Genomic DNA, 22,676 nt, shown 5'->3' on the forward strand with positions numbered 1-22,676 from the left:
CATTTACTTTTGATTGAGCTTTTGTAGGAATTTATCGGACTCTGCAATCGCTTCGTTCATTTGTTTGATCGCAAACTGAATGTCTTTCTCTAAGCTAGAGAACTCACCTTGCAAAGAACCAATCGCACTGGCGTTAAGGTTGTGTTTTAAGTACAACGTGTTGTCACGTAGCGTGTCCAGTACCGGTGTCATCTTTTTCTCTGCACGCTTCATAGCGCTAAGCATGGTTTTGTACGAGGCTTTGGTTTCACGTAGTTTTTGCTCGCTTGAACGACGCAGTTTCGCACTCGAGTACAGCTCTAGCTCATCTTGCCACTCATCAAACAGTGCGCCGGATACGTCTTCAATCGCAGCAATACGGTCACGTACGTCTTGAGCCGCTTTTTCGCTATCTTCGTATTTGTCATTGATGTTGTTGTAGACATTTTCTAGCTCACCACCATCAAAGTTGGTGATCGCAGACAATGCTTCAAGTGCACTGGTGAATTCTTCTTGTGCATCTTGTTGAGATTCTTTGGCATCTTCGACGCGGTCGACCATAATATCTCGTTTATGATACCCAACCTGCTCCATTGCTGAGTAATAAGCAGATTGACACCCTGTTAAAGTGAAAATTGATAGTACAATTGCTAATAAATAAGGCATTCTTATGTCCTCGGCGCTAATTATGGGATGAACTATGAACCAGTTATCAGAGAGTTACAAGGCGAGATTAATCAATCTACTGCCAAGTTGCGTCGCGTTTTTTAAGTATCTTCTTAAGCGATTAACGCATGACCGTGTGAATGTGAACGCGGGCTATCTTGCCTACATTACCTTGTTATCCATCGTGCCAATGCTGACGGTATTGTTATCAATATTGTCGAAATTTCCCGTTTTTGCGAACGTTGGTGAGGTGCTGCAAGGCTACATTATTGAGAATTTTGTGCCAGCTTCTGGAGAAGCTGTACATACGGCATTACAGGAATTTGTGGCGAATACGGGCAAAATGAGCGCGGTTGGCGGTGGGTTTTTATTCATCGCAGCGGTCATGCTGATTTCCAACATTGATAAGAACTTAAACTACATTTGGCGAGTTAAAGACAAGCGCCGTTTAGTCTTTTCATTCTCTATGTATTGGATGGTACTCACGTTAGGGCCGATCATGGTCGGTGCGAGTATTGCGGCGACGTCGTACGTGACTTCGCTGCAAATTTTAGAGAACGAGACATTATCTGGTGCGTTTAATTTATTTCTGCGTTGGCTACCGTTGTTGCTGTCCTTTTTTGCTTTTCTTGGCTTGTATATTCTAGTGCCGAATAAAAAAGTACACCTCGCTCATGGTGCCATGGGGGCAGCAGTCGCCGCGATACTGTTCGAGTTGAGTAAAAAAGGCTTTGCACTCTACATCACTCAGTTTCCGTCTTATCAGCTCATCTACGGCGCGTTAGCGGCGATTCCTATCTTATTTGTTTGGGTGTATTTATGCTGGATGATCGTGTTATTGGGGGCGGAAGTTACGGCTGCGCTTGGTGAGCGAGAGCACTGGAGTGAAGATTTAGACATGATACACTCGACCGCTGAATCTCAGTTAACAGATGAAGGAAGCGAGAGTAGTGATAGCGCTAATTCAACGAGTCAGTGAAGCTGCCGTCCGTGTGGATGGTGAAGTCGTAGGAGAAATTGATCGTGGTCTGCTGGTCTTATTGGGCGTAGAGAAGGACGACGATGAAGCTAAAGCAAAGCGTTTAATGGAGCGTGTTACAACCTACCGTGTGTTCGAAGATGACGAAGGCAAGATGAACCTGAACGTTAAACAGGTGGAAGGTAAAGTGCTGGTGGTTTCTCAATTTACGCTGCCTGCGGATACAAAAAAAGGCACGCGAGCTGGCTTTTCTCGCGGTGCGCATCCTGTTGATGCAGAGCGCTTGTATGATTACTTTTCTGACTTGTGTGAAGAAGTCTTACCCACACAGCGTGGCCGCTTCGCTGCCGATATGAAAGTGTCCTTGGTGAATGACGGTCCTGTGACGTTTTGGTTGCAGGTCTAATCTGGTAACACAGGCGCCATAGTCTAAGCTTTAACTCCAAGCTCATGGAATTGGCTTGGAGTAATTTTTCCGACACTGATTAGTGTTGTGCTTTCAAAGGATTGATATGTTCAAACTCATTACTCCCAAAACCGATAATCAGATAAACAAGTATTATCAGTTTCGCTGGCAACTGCTTCGTGAGCCATGGCGTATGCCGATCGGCTCAGAGCGCGATGAATACGACGAAATGAGTCATCACCGCATGATTGTTGATGGTCGAGGTCGTCCTATGGCGATTGGCCGTTTATACATTACGCCGGACAATGATGGCCAGATCCGCTATATGGCGGTTAAAAATAATCGCCGTAGCAAAGGGATGGGTTCGCTGGTTTTGGTTGCACTAGAGTCGTTAGCACGCCAGGAAGGAGCGAAACGCTTGGTGTGTAATGCCCGTGAAGATGCCATCGCCTTTTATGAAAAAAATGGCTTTGAGCGTCGAGGTGAGCTGACCGATGAGCGTGGCCCTGTGCGCCATCAGCAAATGGTGAAGCAACTGGATCCGATGGCCAATGTGTTACGTCGCCCTGAATGGTGTACTGAGCTTCAACAGCGCTGGGAGCAACAAATCCCAATTAGCGACAAAATGGGGATCAAGATTAACCAGTACACGGGTTACCAGTTTGAATGCTGTGCGCAGCTTAATCCTAACCTTAATCCGCATAACACCATGTTCGCTGGGTCAGCTTTTACCTTAGCAACCCTGACAGGGTGGGGGATGACGTGGCTGCTGCTTAAAGAGCGTGGGCTGCACGGTGATATTGTGTTGGCCGACAGCTCGATTCGCTATCGTCAACCAGTCGAACAAAACCCCGTGGCGAGTACTTCGTTGGATGGGATCAGTGGTGACCTAGACCGATTGGAGTCGGGACGCAAAGCACGCATCGTTATTCACGTAGTGATTTATAGTGGTGACACGCCAGCTGTTGATTTTGTCGGTACCTATATGCTGATACCGAACTACTCGCAGTTACTCAGTTGCTGATGGGGTAAGCGCCGACTGATCTGCTGGGCGCTTATCTGTTTCACCTTCTTGCTCTGTCGGTGAGAGGGTTTGTTCTGCTGCGGAATTCGTGTCGGGTACTTCATCTTCTTCGATAACTTCTTCGTAAAGCTCTTCCTCTTGAGTCTCCAAATTGATGTTATCAATTACGATTGGCTGCTCGATGGAAGGTTCATTTTTCTGTGGAGTCTCAATATCAGTAGGCTCGGCCAGTTTTGATGCGTTCACGCACTCATTACGGTGGGTTTCGCCACTTAGTAGATCGCCTTCAATGTTTCCGCACGACTCTTCCAATTGATAAGTAATGCCACTTAGCGGGTTGTTGGCCATATCAAATGTTCCCCAAACCTTACCACTTATGGCTTTTCCTGAGATGGTGACCGGCTTTATGGCAACTTCCCCTCGTTGCGCGCTTAAACGCAGTGGACTTAAGGTAATGGCTTTGAGTGAATGATCCGCTTGGGACTTCAAGCGGGTATCTCGGAGATTGGCTTCCACTTCACCCGATAAGCTGTAGGCCAGCATGTTGCGATCACCTGATAACCCTTGTAGATCGAGGCTGAGATCGGAAAAACCATCAATAGCCAGTGTGTCGGGTAAAAAATAATCGTGGAAGAGCGATAAGGGAATACCATCAGCATTGACGTTGAGCGCCCAAGGTTGGCTCGGGGTACTCAAATCTATTTGTCCGATGCCTTCTACGTAGCCTTGCTCGAGTGGCGCAAAAAGGCGAGTCAATTGCCAAAAGCCATCTTTGCTTTGCATGGCAAGTGCTGCGTGAGACGTGAGTATTTGGTCATAGCTGGCGTTGACAACGCTGACTTCCAATTCGCCTTGCCAAAGGCCCCAACGTTGAGCCGACTGTTTAATATCAAGCTGTTGCCCTTCGATATTTAAACCGGAAAGTTGCCAATAAGGTTCGTGAGATAGCTGGATAATTTGGCTGCGCTCAATGTCGAGTCGTTCGATTGCAACATGCTCTAACTCGCTGGTGGCGGCGTGCCACCAATTTAGGTTGTCTTCTGGCTGTGTTGCCCACTTGAGGCCTTGAATAGAGGCTTCTTTGAGCTTCCATTGTGTTGGCGTGAACAATCCAGAAACTTGCACTCGACCTTGCTGCCAATCTAAGCTGAGCTCGTTGAGCTGGATTACTCCTGGCTCGATAGCGGCACTCAAACGTGGCTCTATTGCGGTTTGCTGCTGGAATCGAACGCTATCCGCCTGCAATGACACTTGAGCTTTTGTCTTCCAGAGAGACAGTGGCAGTGTGGCGTTTTCCACAGAAAGATCCAAGTTCTGCCAGTGCCAGTCGCCCCATTCAATATCGGCGTTAAGCAAATCTAAGCTATTAATATGATTAATGTTAAATGGTAGATCGTGCCAAGGTTTTGCAAGCAGTGATTGGCGCTGCGTATTACTCAGTTTCAGCTTGTTGATGGTCACATTTACTAAAGACCAGCCTTGAGGATACTGCTCCCCTTGCCCAGATATTTGACTGTTACGCCAGTTAAAAGAGGTGCCATAAAGCGTACTGTCTTGCGGTTTGTAGTCTATATCGACTAAGACTTGATTAAAGGCTTCGCCATTCCAATAGAGTTGGTCAGCTGCAAGTTGAACTTCGCCATATGGTATTAAATGACCATTCCATTGTGGTGATTGAATTTGAAGGTCAATGCCATTGGCAGAGAACTGCTCGTCGGCGTAATCAATATTTTTGAGCGCGATTTGATGGAATAAAACGTTGTCTAAAGGTGGGAGCTTTGGTGCGCCATACTGCAAGCTCATACCATCAATCAATAAACTATCAACGATCCATTTACCATCGCGATAAACATCGGGATTCATCCATAAATCGACTTGCTCGATGTAAGACGCATCGTCTCCGCTGGTGTTCACGCGTTGTAAAGTTAGGTGATAGGGAAAGCCATAACGCACGCTTTCGGCCCGGAAGGGAAGAGAAAAGGTGTTTGACAGCAAGCGCCAGGTTGCGTCCGCGTAAGATGTTGTTAGCAGCGCAATCGTAGCGGCTGGAATGGCAACTAAGATAACCAGTAACAGAAGTAGAACTCGACGCGCTGTTTTCATCTTTGCTAGAACCTACGTGTGTTATGAAATAAAACTAGATAGGCTTTAGCTTGTATCAATATTCTGTGGTATTCAATAAAAAGCCCCTCAAAAGAGGGGCTTGAAGCAATTTTTGTAACTTGGCCTACGTAAAGGTGATAAGTTAATGCCAACTTTTCACTGCGTTTACGCGACGTCGCTGTTACTCGATTTAATCAATCTGAGGACCAGCCGCAACCAGGGATTTACCTTCAGCGTTGTCTGTGTACTTATCAAAGTTATTGATAAAGCGCGCTGCTAAATCTTTCGCTTTGCTTTCCCACTGAAGTGGGTCAACGTACGTGTCGCGAGGGTCTAGAATGCTAGGATCCACACCTGGTAGTGACGTTGGTACTTCAAGGTTGAAGATTGGAATGTGCTTAGTTGGTGCTTCTTCAATCGAACCATCAAGAATGGCATCAATAATTCCGCGTGTATCTTGAATAGAGATACGTTTGCCAGTGCCGTTCCAACCAGTATTCACTAGGTAAGCCTCAGCGCCTGCTGCTTCCATGCGTTTAACCAGTACTTCTGCGTATTTAGTTGGGTGAAGCGTTAGGAACGCCGCGCCGAAACAAGCAGAGAAAGTTGGTGTTGGCTCAGTAATACCGCGCTCTGTTCCCGCTAGTTTGGCGGTAAAGCCAGACAGGAAGTGGTACTTAGTTTGCTCGGGTGTCAATTTAGATACTGGAGGCAGTACGCCAAATGCATCGGCTGATAGGAAGATCACTTTATTCGCGTGACCGCCTTTTGATACTGGCTTAACGATATTATCGATATGGTAGATAGGGTAAGAAACACGTGTGTTTTCTGTTTTCGAACCATCATCAAAGTCGATAGAACCATCGCCACGTACTGTTACGTTTTCTAGCAGTGCATCACGACGAATTGCATTGTAGATGTCCGGCTCTGCTTCTTTCGAAAGTTTGATGGTTTTTGCGTAACAACCACCTTCGAAGTTGAAGACACCGTCATCATCCCAGCCGTGCTCATCATCACCAATTAGCGCACGTTTAGGATCAGTCGACAGGGTCGTTTTACCCGTACCAGATAGACCGAAGAATACCGCTACATCGCCATCTTTGCCCATGTTAGCGCTACAGTGCATTGATGCGATGTCTTTTAGTGGAAGGAAGTAGTTCATCATGGCGAACATACCTTTCTTCATTTCACCGCCGTACCAAGTACCACCGATAAGTTGCATGCGCTCGGTTAGGTTAAATACGGTGAAGTTTTCTGAGTTCAGGCCTTGCTCTTCCCATTTTGGATTAGTGCATTTTGCGCCATTCATTACTACGAAGTCTGGTTCAAATATCGCTAACTCTTCTTCCGTCGGGCGAATAAACATGTTTTTAACGAAGTGCGCTTGCCATGCGACTTCTGTGATAACACGAATGCTCAAACGTGTATCTGGGTTTGCACCACAGTAACCGTCAACAACAAACAAGCGTTTGTTAGAAAGCTGGTTTGTGACCAGTTCTTTTAGCTCGTCCCACACTTCAGGAGTGATTGGTTTGTTATCATTTTTCACTTGATCAGACGTCCACCACATATGTTCTTCTGTCGTAGCGTCTTTGACGATATATTTATCTTTTGGTGAGCGACCAGTAAAGATGCCAGTGTCAACGGCAACCGCACCTAGTTCAGTAACCACGCCGCGCTCATAACCGGTTAGGTCTTCACGCGTTTCTTCCTCAAACAACATTTCGTAGCTTGGGTTGCGAATAACCTCTTTTACGTTATGCAGTCCGTGCTTGGTTAGATCAAGTGTTGCAGCCTTAGTATGTTCCATAACGGTCATAGGTGCTCCTTATAAGGATTTTGTAGGGATTTTGTAAGAATGTTTTAATTTTAATCTGCTCACCATGCTAGCAACGGGGCGGGGAGAAAACAGGGAGATAGCTCAAAATTTACCCATGATTTCAATAAGGTTTTAGGTAACCCGTCACATATTGGTGGGAATAGTCTATCGTGCACGCAATCCTTTGCGCTAGGGCAAAATCATTATTAATTGTTTAAAATTAAGCAGTTGTTTTATTACGCTTGAGGCTAGTTATTACGAGGGGTTGATCACAAAAAGGCCAGCATTAAGCTGGCCTTTTGTAGGGTAAATTACGTGCTTGATAAGCTATGTAAATTAATGCAGGGTTTTCTTGTCTGTAGAAGCTTGTGCATACAGTTCAGTGACTTCAGATTCGTCGAACGTATAAGTTGTGCCACAGTAATCACAATGTAAAGAAACTGATCCAACTTCTGCCAAAATGTCATAAATTTCAGCTTTCTCAACGGTGATGATTGCTGCACCGCTACGCTCACGAGAACAGCCACAATGGAACTCGACAGGTTGCGGCTCGTACAGACGTACTTTGTCTTGGTTATATAGTCGATACAATAACTCGTTCGCTTCTAAACCAAACAATTCTTCATCTTTTACTGTATCAGTGAGCTGCTCTAGATGTTCGAAATCATCTGGAGAGCCAGTGCCGTCAGGGATCACTTGAATCAACATACCTGCTGCGTGTGCTTTGCCTTCATGCTCACCAGTGCGGATCCATAGGCGCGTTTTTAACTGCTCTGAGTTTGCAAAGTAGCCTTCTAGCACTTCTGCTAAAGTGTCACCTTCTAATCCAACGACGCCTTGGTAACGCTCGCCGTTTTTCGGTTCGATGGTGATCACAAGGTAGCCCTTACCCATTAGATCGTGAATGTTTGCGTCATCGGCAACATCGCCTTCCCAGCGAGCTACGCCACGAACACGTTGGTTATGGTCACCGTTGATAACGGCAAGAGACACAGGACCGTCGCCTTGTAGCTGGATGGTGATCGAACCTTCGAACTTAAGAGTGGCAGTTAAAAGAGTAGTTGAAACGAGTAGCTCACCCAGCAGTTTCTCTATTGCTGCCGGATATTCCTTGCTGGAGATAACACGTTGGTACGCTTCATCCAATTGTACCAACTCGCCACGTACTGAAAGATCTTCGAATAGGTAGCGGTTTAAAACATTATTTGCCATGGAGTGCTTTCCTCGTTGGTAATTCCGGCTTTTATTGGTGTTTGAACTTAATGATGTCTCTGCGCTGCTTTTTATCTGGGCGGCGTTCCGGACTTGGGTTGTGGGCATTAAGCTTACGTTGAGTCGCGTGTTCCTCACGTTTCGCGATACTCTCATTGGTTTCGCGATATAAGGTTTGTGCGATGGGAGCGCCTCGGCGTTGATCTGAGATTTGTTCGATGATCACGATTTTTTCTTCGTTGCCTTGACGAAGTCTGACTTCAGCGCCCACTTCAACGATTTTACTCGGCTTGCTTCGTTGGCCATTATAGTGGACTTTACCGCCATCGACCATGTTACGCGCGATGGAGCGGGTTTTGTAAAATCTTGCGGCCCATAGCCATTTATCTAGCCTAACGGCTTCATTTAGGGAACTCATAGAACACTACGCTATCTAATCACTGCCCGAATACGGCAATGAGTGATGGATTATTCACCTACAGATGGAGTCAAGGCGTATTTTTTTCAAGGGAGTTGGCAAAAACTGCATAAGAAAAAGGTATGAAAGACAACTTGTGATATAGTTCACTGCTCTTTGTTGAGTAATAATTTTATTGCAAATTTAGCAATTTAAAGTCGATAGCTATCGTTATAGCTTAAATGACGGACGTTAGAATAAAGGAATCCATTCAGTGAAACGTTTAGAGCTAAGTGCAGGATTATCAAGCAGACCGCTACTGGCTCAGATCAAGTCCAATCATTATACCATTCAAGCCAAACTTAGCTTGTTGCTTACCTGTCTGTTTATTGCGATAACCGGATGGATACTTGGCAAAATTGTGTGGTTAGCCATACCTCAATCGTCGGAAGTGCCGCAATGGCGTCCATCGGCGAGTAGCGTTGCTGCGAGCAATAAAGGCGACGCGATAGATTTTAATGCCCTTCAGAATGCCAACCTATTCGGTAAATACACTGAGCAAAAAGCGGCGGTTGTAGAACAGCCTATTGTTAAAGATGCCCCTAAGACGCGCCTTAACCTTACGCTGGTCGGTGCGGTTGCAAGTAGTGATGCCAACACCAGCCTTGCTGTTATTGCTAACCGAGGTAAGCAAGCTACGTACGGTTTGGGTGAAGAAATCGAAGGGACACGTGCGACACTAAAAGCGGTATTGGTGGATCGCGTCATCATTGATAACCAAGGTCGAGACGAGACCTTAATGATGGAAGGTATAGAATATAAGAAGCTATCTGAATCGCCGCAGGTAGCTAGGGCGCAAGCTCAGCGAGCAGAAGCAGCGACGTCTGACGTTGGAGAGAAATTAGAGCAAATCCGCGAGGAAATTGCGAAAGATCCACAAAGCGTTTTTAAATACATCACCATTTCACCCGTCAAAAAAGACGGAGACATTGTTGGTTATCGAGTATCACCTGGTCGTGATGCCGCATTATTTAATGATGTAGGGCTACAACCTGGCGATATTGCGGTTCAACTGAACGGGATCGATTTAAGTGACCCGTCTTCTTCAGTACAACTGATGCAAGTGATGAGCGATCCGCAAGAATTAAATTTAACTGTTGAGCGAGACGGCCAACAGTACGATATCTATATCCAATTGTAAGACTTAGGCAACCGGCGTAGGTTCAGGGAGACATACGTGAAACATTGGTTCAGCAAAAGTGCTTGGCTACTAGCAGGAAGTTTACTCTGCGTACCAGGTGCAATGGCAAACGAATTTAGTGCGAGCTTTAAAGGCACTGATATTCAAGAATTCATCAACATAGTGGGTCGTAACCTCGAAAAGACCATCATTGTTGATCCTTCAGTACGCGGTAAAATCGATGTCCGCAGCTATGACGTTCTTAACGAAGAGCAATACTACAGCTTTTTCCTTAATGTCCTTGAAGTATACGGTTACGCAGTCGTAGAGATGGACAATGGGGTACTTAAGGTTATCAAAGCAAAAGACTCAAAAACCTCAGCAATCCCTGTGTTAGGTGATGGCAGCGCGCAAGGCGATAGTGTTATCACTCGAGTTGTCGCGGTGCGTAATGTGTCGGTTCGAGAGTTGTCTCCTCTACTTCGTCAGCTGATTGATAACGCCGGTGCCGGTAACGTGGTTCATTATGATCCAGCGAATATTATCTTGATCACAGGTCGTGCGGCAGTAGTGAATCGCTTAGCAGAGATCATCAAGCGTGTTGACCAAGCCGGTGATAAAGAAATTGAATTGGTAGAGCTGCGTAATGCATCTGCTGCTGAAATGGTACGCATTGTCGAAGCACTGAATAAAAGTGCGAATCAGAAAAGCACGCCAGAGTTCCTTGAACCTAAAATTGTGGCCGATGAACGTACTAACGCGATTTTAATTTCTGGTGATCCAAAAGTAAGAGCCCGCTTGAAACGTTTGATTCGTCAACTTGATGTTGAAATGGCGACAAAAGGTAACAACCGAGTTGTGTACCTGAAAAATGCGAAAGCTGAAGACTTGGTGGATGTATTGAAAGGTGTTTCCGATAACCTGCAAGCTGAAAAGCAAGCCGGTCAGAAAGCATCAGGTGCATCGCGTGGTGAGGTCGTCATTGCTGCTCACGCTGCAACTAACTCGTTAGTTTTAACAGCGCCACCAGATATTATGATGGCATTACAAGACGTCATTTCTCAACTCGATATTCGTCGTGCTCAGGTTCTTATTGAAGCGTTAATTGTCGAAATGTCTGAAGGTGATGGTATTAACCTAGGTGTTCAGTGGGGTTCATTAGAAACGGGTGCTGTAATTCAGTACGGTAACTCAGGAGCCCCGATTGGTCAGGTGATGGTTGGTCTAGAAGAAGCAAAAGATCAAACCCGCACTGAATACTATACCAACTCTAATGGCGAACGAACGCCATATGATGTTACTGAATCAGGTGACTACTCTACGCTAGCGTCAGCGCTTAGCGGAGTAAATGGTGCGGCAATGAGTATTGTCATGGGTGACTGGACAGCGCTAATTAGTGCTGTTGCTTCTGACTCCAACTCAAACATTCTATCTTCTCCAAGTATCACTGTAATGGATAATGGTGAAGCATCATTTATTGTGGGTGAAGAGGTTCCGGTTATTACGGGCTCTACGGCTGGCTCAAACAACGACAACCCATTCCAAACGGTTGACCGTAAAGAAGTCGGTATCAAACTCAAAGTAGTGCCACAAATTAACGAAGGTGACTCTGTACAGTTAAACATTGAACAAGAAGTTTCCAACGTATTAGGCGCAAACGGTGCGGTTGACGTTCGCTTTGCTAAACGACAGTTAAACACCTCTGTCATGATCCAAGATGGTCAGATGTTGGTTCTTGGTGGTTTGGTCGATGAACGCGCACTTGAAAGTGAGTCTAAAGTGCCGCTATTGGGTGACATTCCGGTACTTGGCCATCTGTTCAAGTCAACTAGCACGCAAACAGAAAAACGTAACTTGATGGTGTTCATCAAGCCGACGATTATTCGCGATGGTGTGACGGCCGACGGTATTACGCAGCGTAAATACAACTTTATTCGCGCAGAACAGCTTTACAAAGCGGAGCAAGGGTTGAAGTTGATGGCTGACGAGAAGATCCCGGTTATGCCTGCCTTTGGCCAGGAGCGTCAGCACCCAACAGAGATTCAAGCGTTTATTGATCAAATGGAAAACAACTAATGGTTGATATGTTAGACACAGCGCCAAGTATGCGTCGTCTGCCATTCAGTTTTGCCAACCGCTTTAAACTGGTGCTGGAGACAGAGCATCCTGAGCGTCCACCTATTCTTTACTATGTCGAGCCGCTTAACCCTGCGGCTCTGGTTGAAGTCCGTCGTGTATTAAAGAAAAGCTTCGTACCACAACCTATCGATAAAGAAGCCTTTGATAAAAAGCTGACCGAAGCATATCAACGCGACTCGTCTGAAGCGCGTCAGTTGATGGAAGATATTGGTGCTGATAGCGATGATTTCTTCTCTTTGGCTGAAGAACTGCCGCACGATGAAGACTTATTAGAATCGGAAGACGATGCGCCAATCATCAAATTGATCAACGCCATGTTGGGCGAAGCGATCAAAGAAGGTGCGTCGGATATTCATATTGAGACGTTCGAGAAAACCCTTTCGATTCGTTTCCGTGTCGATGGCGTATTGCGTGAAGTTCTGACCCCAAGTCGTAAGCTAGCGCCTTTGCTAGTTTCTCGTGTGAAGGTTATGGCTAAACTAGATATCGCAGAAAAGCGTGTGCCTCAGGATGGCCGTATTTCGTTGCGTATCGGTGGTCGTGCGGTGGACGTGCGTGTATCTACGATGCCGTCCTCACATGGTGAGCGCGTGGTAATGCGTTTGTTGGATAAAAACGCGACTCGTCTTGATTTACATAGTTTGGGCATGACACCTTCAGTGCATGACAACTTCCGTCACTTGATTGGCCGCCCTCACGGTATCATCTTGGTGACGGGCCCGACAGGTTCTGGTAAATCAACCACCTTGTACGCTGGCTTGCAAGAGATCAATAGCAACGAACGCAACATTTTAACGGTTGAAGACCCGATCGAATTTGATATTGATGGCATCGGTCAAACTCAGGTGAACCCAAAGGTCGACATGACTTTTGCGCGTGGCTTGCGTGCCATTCTGCGTCAGGACCCGGATGTGGTGATGGTCGGTGAGATCCGTGACTTAGAAACCGCACAAATTGCAGTGCAAGCGTCCTTAACGGGTCACTTGGTAATGTCTACTCTCCACACCAACACCGCAGTGGGTGCGATTACGCGTCTACGTGATATGGGTATTGAGCCATTCCTTATTTCTTCTTCGTTATTAGGGGTGCTAGCGCAGCGCTTAGTTCGAACGCTTTGTCCAAGCTGTAAAGAGCCGTATGAAGCCGATGCGGAACAGAAAAAACTGTTTGGTATGGAAGCGCATGAACCGTTAGAACTGCACCGAGCAAAAGGCTGTGAAGCGTGTAACCAAAAAGGCTACCGAGGTCGAACAGGTATCCACGAGCTCATTATGGTTGATGAGCAAGTGCAAGAGTTGATTCATCGAGAGTCTGGTGAACAAGAAATTGAGAGAGCTGTTCGCGCCCATACGCCAAGTATTCGCAGTGATGGTTTAAGCAAAGTTCGTCGTGGTATTACGTCACTTGAAGAAGTGATGCGAGTGACGAAGGAAACCTAATGGCGGCATTTGAGTACAAAGCGCTAGATGCAAAAGGCAAGCATAAAAAAGGCACGATAGAAGGGGACAACGCCCGACAAGTGCGCCAGCGACTCAAAGAGCAAGGGATGATCCCGATTGAAGTGGTCGAGACGAAAGCTAAATCGGCTAAGTCTTCAGGTTCAGTCAGCTTTAAGCGCGGCATCTCGACATCTGAGCTGGCACTCATCACACGGCAATTGTCTACGCTAGTCCAATCAGGAATGCCTTTGGAAGAGTGTTTGCGTGCGGTCTCTGAGCAGGCTGAAAAGCCGAGGATTCGTTCTATGTTGGCTGCGGTTCGCTCGAAAGTAACCGAGGGTTATCCGCTCGCCGACAGTTTTGCCGATTACCCACACGTGTTTGATGAACTGTACCGCTCCATGGTTGCGGCGGGCGAAAAATCAGGTCACCTCGATACCGTATTAGAGCGTTTGGCAGACTATGTCGAAAACCGCCAAAAGATGCGATCTAAATTGCTTCAAGCAATGATTTATCCTGTAGTTTTGGTGGTATTCGCGGTTGTCATCGTTTCGTTCTTATTGGCGACAGTGGTTCCTAAAATCATTGAACCCATCATTCAGATGGGCCAAGAGTTACCTCAATCGACGCAATTTTTACTGGCAGCCAGTGAGTTTGTGCAAGGTTGGGGGCTGATTATTTTCGTTGTGCTGGTGGCGCTTTTCTATGGCCTCAAACTGGCGTTGCAAAAGCCAGACTTTCGCTTAGCTTGGGACAGAAAAATCTTGAGCTTACCGCTAATAGGTAAGATCTCTCGAGGTTTGAATACCGCACGATTCGCGCGAACACTTTCGATCTGTACTTCCAGTGCGATTCCAATTCTCGAGGGTATGCGCGTTGCGGTAGATGTTATGTCTAACCGTTATGTGAAGCAGCAAGTGTTGCTTGCAGCGGATAACGTTCGAGAGGGCGCTAGTTTGCGTAAGGCGTTGGACCAAACCCGCTTGTTTCCACCAATGATGCTACACATGATCGCCAGTGGTGAGCAAAGTGGTGAATTAGAGAGCATGTTGACGCGGGCAGCCGATAACCAAGATCAAAACTTTGAATCAACAGTCAATATTGCTCTGGGGGTGTTTACTCCTGCGCTGATTGCATTAATGGCTGGATTAGTGTTGTTCATTGTGATGGCGACCTTGATGCCAATGCTAGAAATGAATAATTTGATGAGCGGATAATTTCGAATTAAGACGTGTCTACTAACGGCATGGCTTTAATCTAACTTTCGGAGAAAAAAATGAAGTTTAAGCGTAGTAAACAACAGGGTTTTACACTTTTAGAAGTGATGGTTGTTGTCGTTATCCTTGGTATTTTGGCAAGTTTCGTTGTTCCAAACCTATTGGGTAACAAAGAGAAGGCTGACCAACAAAAAGCGATTACGGACATCGTAGCGCTGGAAAATGCCCTAGATATGTACAAGTTGGATAACAGCGTTTACCCAACAACGGACCAAGGTCTAGAAGCATTGGTTAGCAAGCCATCTAACCCAGAGCCACGCAATTACCGTGATGGTGGTTACATCAAACGTCTTCCTAATGACCCTTGGGGCAACCAGTACCAATACTTAAGCCCAGGTGATAACGGTACAATCGATATCTTCACTCTAGGCGCAGATGGCCAAGAGGGTGGAGAAGGTCCAGCTGCAGATATTGGCAACTGGAACATGCAAGACTTCCAATAATTGAGCCTAAGCCAGCACTAATGAAACAAATGCGAAAACATAACGGTTTTACATTGATAGAAATTCTATTGGTGCTGGTTTTGCTATCTCTTACGGCTGTGGCCGTGATCTCGACGTTACCGACTAGCCAAAAAGATCTTTCCAAACAGTATGCTCAAAGCTTTTTTCAGCGTTTACAGTTGCTCAATGAAGAAGCGGTGCTGAGCGGTAAAGATTTTGGCGTTCGAGTGGATGATGCCAAATCGACCTACGTTTTACTGAGTTTAACCTCAGAAGGTTGGCAGCCTCTGAAATTAAAGCAGATTCCGAGCAAAACCAAGCTAGAAGAAGATATTGCGCTACAACTCGAGCTCGGAGGTGGTGCTTGGGATAATGATGAGCGCTTATTCAAACCAGGTTCTCTTTTTGATGAAGACATGTTCGCAGAAGAAGAGGACGAAAAGAAAATTGAGCCACCGCAAGTGTTTATCTTTTCCAGCGCCGAAGTCACGCCATTTACCCTGTCTTTTTTTCCGCAAAATGGTGATGCCTTTACTGACGGTTGGCGAGTCATTGGCAAAGAAAGTGGACAAATTTTGTTATTAGCTCCGGGCGAAGAAGTGAAAGAGGATGAGAATGCGCAATTTTAAGCAAGCTCGCCCAAATTTGAGTCATCGCCGGACGAGAGGCATGACCTTACTGGAAGTATTGGTCGCACTGGCAATTTTCGCCACCGCTGCCATCAGTGTCATTCGCTCCGTGAGCCAGCATATTAATACAATCAGTTATTTAGAAGAAAAAATGTTTGCAGCCATGGTTGTGGATAATCAGATGGCAAATGTGATGTTGAATACCGGAGAACTCAAAGCGAAAAACGGCACAGAAGAGCTGGCAGGACGCACTTGGTTCTGGAAAGTCACGCCAGTCGCCACGACGCAGCCATTGCTGAAAGCATTTGATGTGAGCGTCTCGGTAGAGAAAAGCGCGAGCCCTGTAGTAACGGTACGAAGCTATGTGGCGCAATAATCATCCCCGCGCAAACACGCGCCAAAGGGTAAAAGGTTTTACACTTATTGAAGTGTTGGTATCGATTGCCATCTTTGCCAGTTTAAGTGTCGCTGCGTACCAAGTGGTATCGCAAGTACAGCGTAGCAATGCGCTATCACAAGAACGAACCCAACGCTTAAACGAAATTCAGCGTGCCATGGTGATGATGGATAACGATTTTCGTCAAATGGCGATGCGTCAAACACGTACTAATGGTGAAGAGCCTGCTAGCCGGCTAATTTTTTGGTCCGATTACCTGTTGGACTCCGATACTAAAGGGCTGATGTTTGCCCGTTTAGGTTGGCACAACCCTCAGCAGCAGTTCCCTCGTGGAGAAGTAACCAAGGTTGGCTATCGCTTAAAAGAAGAAACACTGCAGCGAGTATGGTGGCGCTATCCTGATACGCCGGTTGGGCAACAAGGTACTGTTACTCCATTGCTAACGCAGGTCGAGTCATTTGATATGCGTTTCTATGATGGTAAGCAATGGAAAAAAGAGTGGGCTGAAGAAAAAGCGCTGCCGAAAGCGGTTTCTGTTGTTCTCACTCTCAAAGACTATGGAGAAATTGCCCGCACTTATCTCACTCCTGATGGCACATTGAGTCAGAAAGATGAAAGTTCAGGAGACAGCAATAATGGTTAACCGTCAACGCGGTGTTGCTTTGATTATAGTGTTGATGTTGCTGGCGATTATGGCGACGGTTGCTGCCAGTATGTCGGAACGTTTGCTCTTGCAGTTTCAGCGAGGCGCTAATCAAATCAATTACCAGCAAGCGTACTGGTACAGCCTTGGCGTCGAGGCGCTAGCAAAAGTGGGTATCGAACAAAGTTATAAAGACACCGACACGATTAATATGAGTCAACCGTGGGCGATAAAAGAGCAAGTCTATCCGTTAGATTATGGTCAAGCGGCGGGACGAATTAGAGACAAGCAAGCGTGCTTTAATCTAAATGTATTGAGTCGTGTGCAACCAACGGGTCAGCAAATTACAAGACCATATTTAGTGAATGTATTGCAGCGCCTATTAGAAGAGTTGGATGTCGAGCCATATCAAGCAGAAATCATTGCAGACTCTACTTGGGAATACATTGATGCTGATGACTCTGTCCGTTCGACTACTGGGGTTGAAGACAGCACATATGAAGCGATGAAACCTTCCTATTTGGCATCAAATGGTTGGATGGCAGATGCTTCCGAGTTACGGGCTGTCTATCAGGTGAGCGGTGAAATTTTCCAAAAATTGGAGCCGCTGGTCTGTGCATTACCAAGTGATGACTGGCGTTTAAACGTGAATACGATTGATGTTGAGCAAGCTCCGATTTTGGTGGCAATGTTCTCACCAAACTTAAGCAGTAGTGATGCGATTCAGCTAATTGAAAAACGCCCATTTGATGGGTGGGATAGCATTGATGAATTTTTAGCAGAGTCAGAAATGGCTGGCTTAAGTGAAGATGTAAAGAAAAACGCCAAAGGCTATTTGGGTGTAGATAGCGCCTTTTTTGAATTGGATGCACAAGTGTTGGTGGATGAATCACGTGTACGTATCCGAAGCCTTTTGCAAAGTACAAATAGAGAAACGGTGACCGTAGTTCGCCGTCGTTTTGGAGGGATCAGTGAGCGAGTTTCTGACCGTTCGGCTGAGTAGCGAACAACAAAGTACCATTCCTTGGGTGGTGTGGTCGACAGATCAACAGGAAGTGATTGCTAGCGGTGAAATCGCCGGGTGGGAACACTTAGATGAATTGGTCTCATATGCTGGTCAGCGCCAAGTTGTGGCGCTGTTGGCGAGTAATGATGTAGTCCTGACGCAAGTGGATATACCACCTGGTGCAACACGCCAATTCGAGGCTATGTTACCGTACTTAGTGGAAGACGAAGTTGCTCAGGACGTTGATGGCCTGCACTTTAGCGTGTTGGGTAAACAAGCGGATAAAGCGCAGATTTGCGCAGTTGAACGTGCTTGGATTCAGACTGTACTGCAACGTTTCTCAAGCCAAGGTATCGCCATTAAACGCATTTTACCCGATGTGCTTGCGTTACCGGTTCGTGGAGATCACAGCAGTGCTGCAATGATTGGCGAGCAATGGCTAATTCGTCACTCTGCGACAGAGGGCGCGGTTGTCGACGCTTCTTGGTTAGACCTTTACCTCTCTTCTTATCTACAAAATCATGAAGGTTGGAAGCTCGATTGCTTTAGCTCGGTCCCGGAATCTGCGTTACCTGAAATATGGGATCCGCAACCAGAAGAAATGACGATGGCTTTACTGGCGAAGGGGGTGACAGAAAGCAAAGTCAATTTGCTGACTGGGATCTTCAAGCCGAAATCTTCTTGGGGTAAATACTGGAAGCTCTGGCAAAAAGCCACCATTGCTGCGGGGGTGCTTATCGTCGTCATGGTTGCGCAGCAGTTGCTCGTGGTCCACAAGTACGAAGCACAAGCTCAAGCGTATCGTGAGGAGAGTGAGCGTATTTTCCGCCAGGTGTTCCCAAATAAACGACGCATTCCTACCGTTAGTTACCTCAAACGACAAATGGATGATGAAGAGCGCCGCTTATCTGGTGGAAGTGGTCAGCAGGCAATGTTGTCATGGTTGGCGGCATTACCCGCGACGCTTGGTCAGGTCAGCGACTTGGAGATCACTAGCTTTAAATACGACGGACAACGTGGCGAAGTACGTATTCAGGCTCGTAGTTCAGACTTCCAACCTTTTGAGCAGGCTCGTGTGAAATTGGCAGAGAAGTTTAATGTTGAGCAAGGTCAGTTGAACCGTAGCGATAACGTTGTGGTTGGCAGCTTTGTTTTGAAGCGTTTGTGAGGTGATGATGAAAAACTTAATTTCTCAAGCTCAGGTTTGGTGGAGCAGCATCTCGCAGCGTGAGCAGCGTTTGGTCATGGGATGTGGCGCTATTGCCGTTATCGGTATTATTTATTGGGGTTTATTACAGCCAATGAGCCAACGTGCGGAGCTAGCTCAGTCACGTATTCAAAGCGAAAAACAGTTGCTAGCTTGGGTACAAGATAAAGCGGATGGCATCACTGCACTGCGAAAAAGCAGCGGTGTGAGCTACTCTAGTCAACCGTTGAATCAGTTGGTTTCTTCTTCAGCTCGTCGTTATAAAGTTGAGTTGATTCGCGTACAACCTCGTAATGAGAGCGTTCAAGTGTGGATCAAACCACTCGCGTTTAATCAACTAGTGGATTGGTTACGTTACTTGAAAGAGCAACAGGGTATTGAAGTCGAATTTTTAGATATCGACCGAACAGAGCAAGCGGGCATGATCGATGTAAACCGCCTTCAGTTTAAGCGAGGTTAAGGTGAAGCGAGCAGTACTTTACGTTGTTATCTTTATCGTCTTTTTTTCAGTCAGTCTTTTCATGGGATTACCAGTCTCTTGGGTGTTACAACAAGCACCAACAGTGAGAGGCCTGGACATTCAAGGAGCCAACGGTTCGGTATGGCAAGGTCAAGCTGCTAGTATTCGTTGGCAGCGCCAGAACCTTGGAGAAGTTAATTGGGATTTCCAATGGTCGAGTCTACTGACAGGTAAAGCTGAGTTTGCTGTGCGCTTTGGTCGTGGTAGTGAAATGGACGTTCGTGGGCGCGGTTTTGTCGGCTATAGCTTAAGTGATGGCCCTTATGCCAAAAACTTAGTTGCCTCGATTCCGGCGGTAAAAGTTGTTGAGCAAGCGCGCCTCCCTGTGCCTGTTGGTGTTGATGGGCAGCTTGAGCTGAATATTCGTCATGCGACTTATGCTGCGCCTTGGTGTAAGAACGGTGAAGGCACTTTAGTATGGAATGCCAGTGGTATTCAAAGCCCCGTTGGCAGCTTAGATCTCGGTCCTGTGATTGCCGATATAAACTGTCAGGATAGTGTATTGACGGCAACTGGTGAGCAGAGCAGCAAACAAGTCTCTGCGGCGTTTTCCGCTGAACTGATGCCTAATCAACGGTACTCAACCAAAGCGTGGTTCAAACCTGGTGCAGAGTTCCCATCCAGCATGGGGGAGCAACTGAAATGGCTGGGTAAGCCGAATGCTCAAGGTCAATATGAGTTTAATTACCAAGGGCGCTTCTAACCTATCGTGACAAAATCCAATATCTTAAAAGAGCTGCTATTGTGCAGCTCTTTTTGCTTTTGGATCATCATAAGCTAAAACCTCTATTCGCTGTACATTCGATCTTGATTGGGAATGAGTGAAAGTTTAAAGCCATGATTTTTAATCGATTTGTTTTCTTTCGTTCAGCTTTACAGGCAATTGGAACATAGTAGGCCAAATGCTCCAAGTGCTGTACAGAAGGTCAAAAAGAAAAGGCCACGAAGATATTCGTGGCCTTTCTATTACTAGAATTTTGTGCTCTAAATTTTACCGATAGGGCGCTTAATCTTTGCGTTGTAAAATCTCATTCCAAGGTAAATCCGCATCACCAAGAACAATAAAGTTCGGGTTTTCTAGTGTTTCCCGCTCGTTATATGACAGCGGTTCTAATTGCGTGCTGAGAATACGTCCGCCAGCTTCTTCAACAATGCATTGTGTCGCAGCGGTGTCCCACTCACCTGTTGGACCTAGTCGGAGATAGCAATCTACCGCCCCTTCCGCGACGAGGCATGCTTTCAATGCCGCAGAACCGAGCGGTATTAAGTCGTAATTCCAGGCGCTGCTCATACGGTTAGTAATACGATTGATGTCTTGGCGACGACTAATAGCAATTGCGATGCTTTGCTCTGGCTGTTCGTGTTTGTGTGTATGGATTTTGACGCTGTCCGACATGTCGGGAATTTTCCAGGCGCCTTTGCCATTATAAGCGTAGTAAGTCACGCCAGATACAGGACCGTAAACGACGCCCATGGTTGGTCGATTGTTGTCGACCAACGCGATAATAGTGGCAAAGTCACCACTGCGAGCGATGAATTCTTGAGTACCATCAAGAGGGTCGACTAACCAATAACGTTCCCACTGAGCGCGTTGCTCTAAGCTTATGTCTGCGTCTTCTTCTGACAACACGGGAATGTCAGGCGTCAGATCACTCAAGCGTTCAGTGATGAACTTGTGAGCTGCAATATCTGCACTTGTTACGGGAGTTTCGTCACTTTTGGTGTAGGCCTCGTATTGCTTCTTTTCATATATTTCGAGGATCATTTGCCCAGCACTGCGGGCAATCTCGATGACTTGAGGAAGTAGGTGAGATAGATCTTTTGTCATTGGCATAAGTGATAGTCCTTACTCACAGTGTTATTCGGTTCTAATGACCGTTATTGGTTATGATTGTGAGTGGTGTTTGGTAAGTGTTTCAGTGCCAACATTAGCGCTGTGATGCTTCGTGCTTCACAGAAATCCATGTGAGTTAATAACTCTTCGGCTTGCGCAAGTGGCCAACGCACAATTTCCAGTGGTTCAGGCTCATCGCCTTCTTGCTTCTCTGGATAAAGCGCCTGTCCTAAAAATAGAGTCATTTTGCTCGAAAAGTAAGATGGCGCGAGGATAACTTGTTTCAACGGGGTTAACTGATTACAGCCAAAGCCGATTTCTTCTTTTAACTCACGATCCGCAGCTTGGTGTGGTGTTTCTCCTGGGTCAATCAGCCCTTTTGGGAAACCTAGCTCGTAACGTTCAGTTCCTGCGGCGTATTCACGCACCAGTAATAAATCGCCTTGTTCTGTTACAGGGACTACCATTACAGCATCTCGTCCACTTGGCTTCATACGCTCATAAGTACGATGCTCACCATTGGAAAAACGAAGGTCGAGCGCTTCCACAGCAAACAGTTTGGATTTTGCAACCGTCTGGCATGAGAGTATCTCTGGTGGGGTTCGTTTCGGCATGACGCTGGCTCCTTGGTGTCGTTGGCGTTTACGAGATGCGTAAGATTCTTAATATATGAGAACTCCGCCTGAGTTTCTAGCGGATTTTACGAGTCGAGCTAAGCATCTCAGCATCACCTCAGTATCGATACAAAAATGGGAGACCGAAGCCTCCCATTTTCTGACAGTGTTTACTCTTAGTAGTAAGAGTGATCACCACGGTCATGTTCTGTTGCATCACGAACTGCGGTTAGTTCACCAATGAACTGGTTTAGCAGTTCTTTCTCGATGCCTTCTTTTAGTGTTACGTCAACCATAGAACAGCCATTACAACCGCCACCAAATGCAACAATCGCAACACCGTCTTCAGTGATCTCAACCAAGTTTACGTGACCACCGTGGCCAGCAAGCTGTGGGTTGACTTGAGTTTGGATAACGTACTCAACGCGCTCAACCAGTGGTGCGTCGTCCGCAACTTTACGCATTTTAGCGTTAGGTGCTTTTAGCGTTAGCTGAGAGCCCATTTTATCGGTAACAAAATCGATTTCAGCGTCTTCAAGGAATGGCAGGCTTAGCTCATCCACGTAAGCTGAAAAACCGCTGTAAGAGAGTTCAGTGTCGGTCGATTCTACTGCTTCTGGTGGGCAGTAAGACACGCCACACTCAGCGTTTTGTGTACCTGGGTTCACAACGAAAATACGAATGTTAGTGCCTTCAGGTTGTTGACCTAAAAGGTTAGCGAAATGCGTTTGCGCAGTTTCTGTAATAGTAATATTTGACACGA

Annotated in this window: 23 protein-coding genes; 15 read left to right on the forward strand and 8 right to left on the reverse strand. The window is 46.4% G+C overall.

Going from position 1 to position 22,676, the window contains the following annotated elements:
* Positions 1 to 3: 3 nt before the first annotated feature.
* Positions 4 to 645, reverse strand: coding sequence for a DUF2959 domain-containing protein (locus R7F64_RS06825; RefSeq protein WP_005382972.1), 642 nt, complete (start codon positions 643 to 645; stop codon positions 4 to 6).
* 34 nt (positions 646 to 679) lie between these two features.
* Here R7F64_RS06825 and R7F64_RS06830 point away from each other — a divergent pair, with 34 nt between their 5' ends.
* The 3 genes from R7F64_RS06830 to R7F64_RS06840 all read left to right on the forward strand — a co-directional run bounded on the left by R7F64_RS06830 (position 680) and on the right by R7F64_RS06840 (position 3,054).
* Positions 680 to 1,624: a virulence factor BrkB family protein gene (locus R7F64_RS06830; protein ID WP_005379281.1), complete on the forward strand. Its 945-nt coding sequence runs from the start codon at positions 680 to 682 to the stop codon at positions 1,622 to 1,624.
* Complete coding sequence (gene dtd, locus R7F64_RS06835; protein ID WP_005379282.1) at positions 1,596 to 2,030, forward strand: D-aminoacyl-tRNA deacylase; 435 nt, start codon at positions 1,596 to 1,598, stop codon at positions 2,028 to 2,030. The genes R7F64_RS06830 and dtd overlap by 29 nt, the downstream gene beginning before the upstream one ends.
* A gap of 106 nt (positions 2,031 to 2,136) precedes the next feature.
* Positions 2,137 to 3,054 (forward strand): bifunctional GNAT family N-acetyltransferase/hotdog fold thioesterase, encoded by a 918-nt coding sequence (locus tag R7F64_RS06840; protein ID WP_005379283.1) that lies wholly within the window; start codon positions 2,137 to 2,139, stop codon positions 3,052 to 3,054.
* Here R7F64_RS06840 and R7F64_RS06845 read toward each other — a convergent pair.
* From R7F64_RS06845 to hslR, 4 genes are all read right to left on the reverse strand, one after another.
* Positions 3,040 to 5,157 (reverse strand): AsmA family protein, encoded by a 2,118-nt coding sequence (locus R7F64_RS06845; RefSeq protein ID WP_318071557.1) that lies wholly within the window; start codon positions 5,155 to 5,157, stop codon positions 3,040 to 3,042. The genes R7F64_RS06840 and R7F64_RS06845 overlap by 15 nt on opposite strands.
* A 190-nt stretch (positions 5,158 to 5,347) precedes the next feature.
* Positions 5,348 to 6,976, reverse strand: coding sequence for a phosphoenolpyruvate carboxykinase (ATP) (pckA, locus tag R7F64_RS06850; RefSeq protein WP_053307278.1), 1,629 nt, complete (start codon positions 6,974 to 6,976; stop codon positions 5,348 to 5,350).
* A 336-nt stretch (positions 6,977 to 7,312) separates the two neighbouring features.
* Positions 7,313 to 8,188 (reverse strand): Hsp33 family molecular chaperone HslO, encoded by an 876-nt coding sequence (gene hslO / locus R7F64_RS06855; protein WP_005379290.1) that lies wholly within the window; start codon positions 8,186 to 8,188, stop codon positions 7,313 to 7,315.
* A gap of 31 nt (positions 8,189 to 8,219) precedes the next feature.
* Entirely contained in the window at positions 8,220 to 8,606 is a 387-nt protein-coding gene (gene hslR, locus R7F64_RS06860; RefSeq protein ID WP_005379292.1) for a ribosome-associated heat shock protein Hsp15, read from the reverse strand.
* A 253-nt stretch (positions 8,607 to 8,859) separates the two neighbouring features.
* Here hslR and gspC point away from each other — a divergent pair, with 253 nt between their 5' ends.
* Genes gspC through R7F64_RS06920 form a run of 12 tightly spaced genes read left to right on the forward strand, consistent with a single transcriptional unit; the run spans position 8,860 to position 20,168 of the window.
* Complete coding sequence (gene gspC, locus R7F64_RS06865; RefSeq protein WP_005379294.1) at positions 8,860 to 9,786, forward strand: type II secretion system protein GspC; 927 nt, start codon at positions 8,860 to 8,862, stop codon at positions 9,784 to 9,786.
* Positions 9,787 to 9,822: 36 nt separating this feature from the next.
* Positions 9,823 to 11,841, forward strand: a complete 2,019-nt coding sequence (gene gspD, locus R7F64_RS06870) for a type II secretion system secretin GspD (protein WP_318071558.1) — start codon at positions 9,823 to 9,825, stop codon at positions 11,839 to 11,841.
* Positions 11,841 to 13,343: a type II secretion system ATPase GspE gene (gspE, locus tag R7F64_RS06875; protein ID WP_005379296.1), complete on the forward strand. Its 1,503-nt coding sequence runs from the start codon at positions 11,841 to 11,843 to the stop codon at positions 13,341 to 13,343. Before gspD ends, gspE begins: the two co-directional genes overlap by 1 nt.
* Positions 13,343 to 14,560, forward strand: a complete 1,218-nt coding sequence (gene gspF, locus R7F64_RS06880; RefSeq protein ID WP_025768303.1) for a type II secretion system inner membrane protein GspF — start codon at positions 13,343 to 13,345, stop codon at positions 14,558 to 14,560. Before gspE ends, gspF begins: the two co-directional genes overlap by 1 nt.
* A gap of 59 nt (positions 14,561 to 14,619) precedes the next feature.
* Positions 14,620 to 15,063: a type II secretion system major pseudopilin GspG gene (gene gspG, locus R7F64_RS06885; protein ID WP_005379298.1), complete on the forward strand. Its 444-nt coding sequence runs from the start codon at positions 14,620 to 14,622 to the stop codon at positions 15,061 to 15,063.
* A 29-nt stretch (positions 15,064 to 15,092) separates the two neighbouring features.
* The gene (locus tag R7F64_RS06890; RefSeq protein WP_213877194.1) at positions 15,093 to 15,692 is read left to right on the forward strand and encodes a prepilin-type N-terminal cleavage/methylation domain-containing protein; all 600 of its coding nucleotides are present in this window, start codon (positions 15,093 to 15,095) and stop codon (positions 15,690 to 15,692) included.
* Entirely contained in the window at positions 15,679 to 16,068 is a 390-nt protein-coding gene (gene gspI, locus R7F64_RS06895; protein ID WP_017635009.1) for a type II secretion system minor pseudopilin GspI, read from the forward strand. The genes R7F64_RS06890 and gspI overlap by 14 nt, the downstream gene beginning before the upstream one ends.
* A complete protein-coding gene (gspJ, locus tag R7F64_RS06900) occupies positions 16,055 to 16,732 on the forward strand; it encodes a type II secretion system minor pseudopilin GspJ (RefSeq protein WP_238855449.1) in 678 nt (225 codons plus the stop codon). Before gspI ends, gspJ begins: the two co-directional genes overlap by 14 nt.
* On the forward strand, positions 16,725 to 17,735 hold the full coding sequence (gspK, locus tag R7F64_RS06905; RefSeq protein WP_104975743.1) for a type II secretion system minor pseudopilin GspK: 1,011 nt from the start codon (positions 16,725 to 16,727) through the stop codon (positions 17,733 to 17,735). The genes gspJ and gspK overlap by 8 nt, the downstream gene beginning before the upstream one ends.
* Positions 17,704 to 18,906: a type II secretion system protein GspL gene (gene gspL / locus R7F64_RS06910; RefSeq protein ID WP_165401605.1), complete on the forward strand. Its 1,203-nt coding sequence runs from the start codon at positions 17,704 to 17,706 to the stop codon at positions 18,904 to 18,906. The genes gspK and gspL overlap by 32 nt, the downstream gene beginning before the upstream one ends.
* 7 nt (positions 18,907 to 18,913) lie before the next feature.
* Positions 18,914 to 19,405, forward strand: a complete 492-nt coding sequence (locus R7F64_RS06915; protein ID WP_005383002.1) for a type II secretion system protein M — start codon at positions 18,914 to 18,916, stop codon at positions 19,403 to 19,405.
* A gap of 1 nt (position 19,406) precedes the next feature.
* The gene (locus tag R7F64_RS06920) at positions 19,407 to 20,168 is read left to right on the forward strand and encodes a type II secretion system protein N (protein ID WP_238855450.1); all 762 of its coding nucleotides are present in this window, start codon (positions 19,407 to 19,409) and stop codon (positions 20,166 to 20,168) included.
* A 303-nt stretch (positions 20,169 to 20,471) separates the two neighbouring features.
* On the opposite strand, the gene cysQ is transcribed toward R7F64_RS06920, so the two are convergent.
* The 3 genes from cysQ to nfuA form a co-directional block, all read right to left on the reverse strand.
* Positions 20,472 to 21,299: a 3'(2'),5'-bisphosphate nucleotidase CysQ gene (cysQ, locus tag R7F64_RS06925; protein ID WP_005379308.1), complete on the reverse strand. Its 828-nt coding sequence runs from the start codon at positions 21,297 to 21,299 to the stop codon at positions 20,472 to 20,474.
* A 44-nt stretch (positions 21,300 to 21,343) separates the two neighbouring features.
* Positions 21,344 to 21,913: an ADP compounds hydrolase NudE gene (gene nudE, locus R7F64_RS06930; protein WP_065275013.1), complete on the reverse strand. Its 570-nt coding sequence runs from the start codon at positions 21,911 to 21,913 to the stop codon at positions 21,344 to 21,346.
* 176 nt (positions 21,914 to 22,089) lie between these two features.
* Positions 22,090 to 22,674, reverse strand: coding sequence for a Fe-S biogenesis protein NfuA (gene nfuA / locus R7F64_RS06935; RefSeq protein ID WP_005379313.1), 585 nt, complete (start codon positions 22,672 to 22,674; stop codon positions 22,090 to 22,092).
* Between the last annotated feature and the right edge of the window lie 2 nt (positions 22,675 to 22,676).

The organism is Vibrio sp. Vb1980 (genome assembly GCF_033338615.1).
GTDB classification, from domain to species: domain Bacteria; phylum Pseudomonadota; class Gammaproteobacteria; order Enterobacterales; family Vibrionaceae; genus Vibrio; species Vibrio alginolyticus.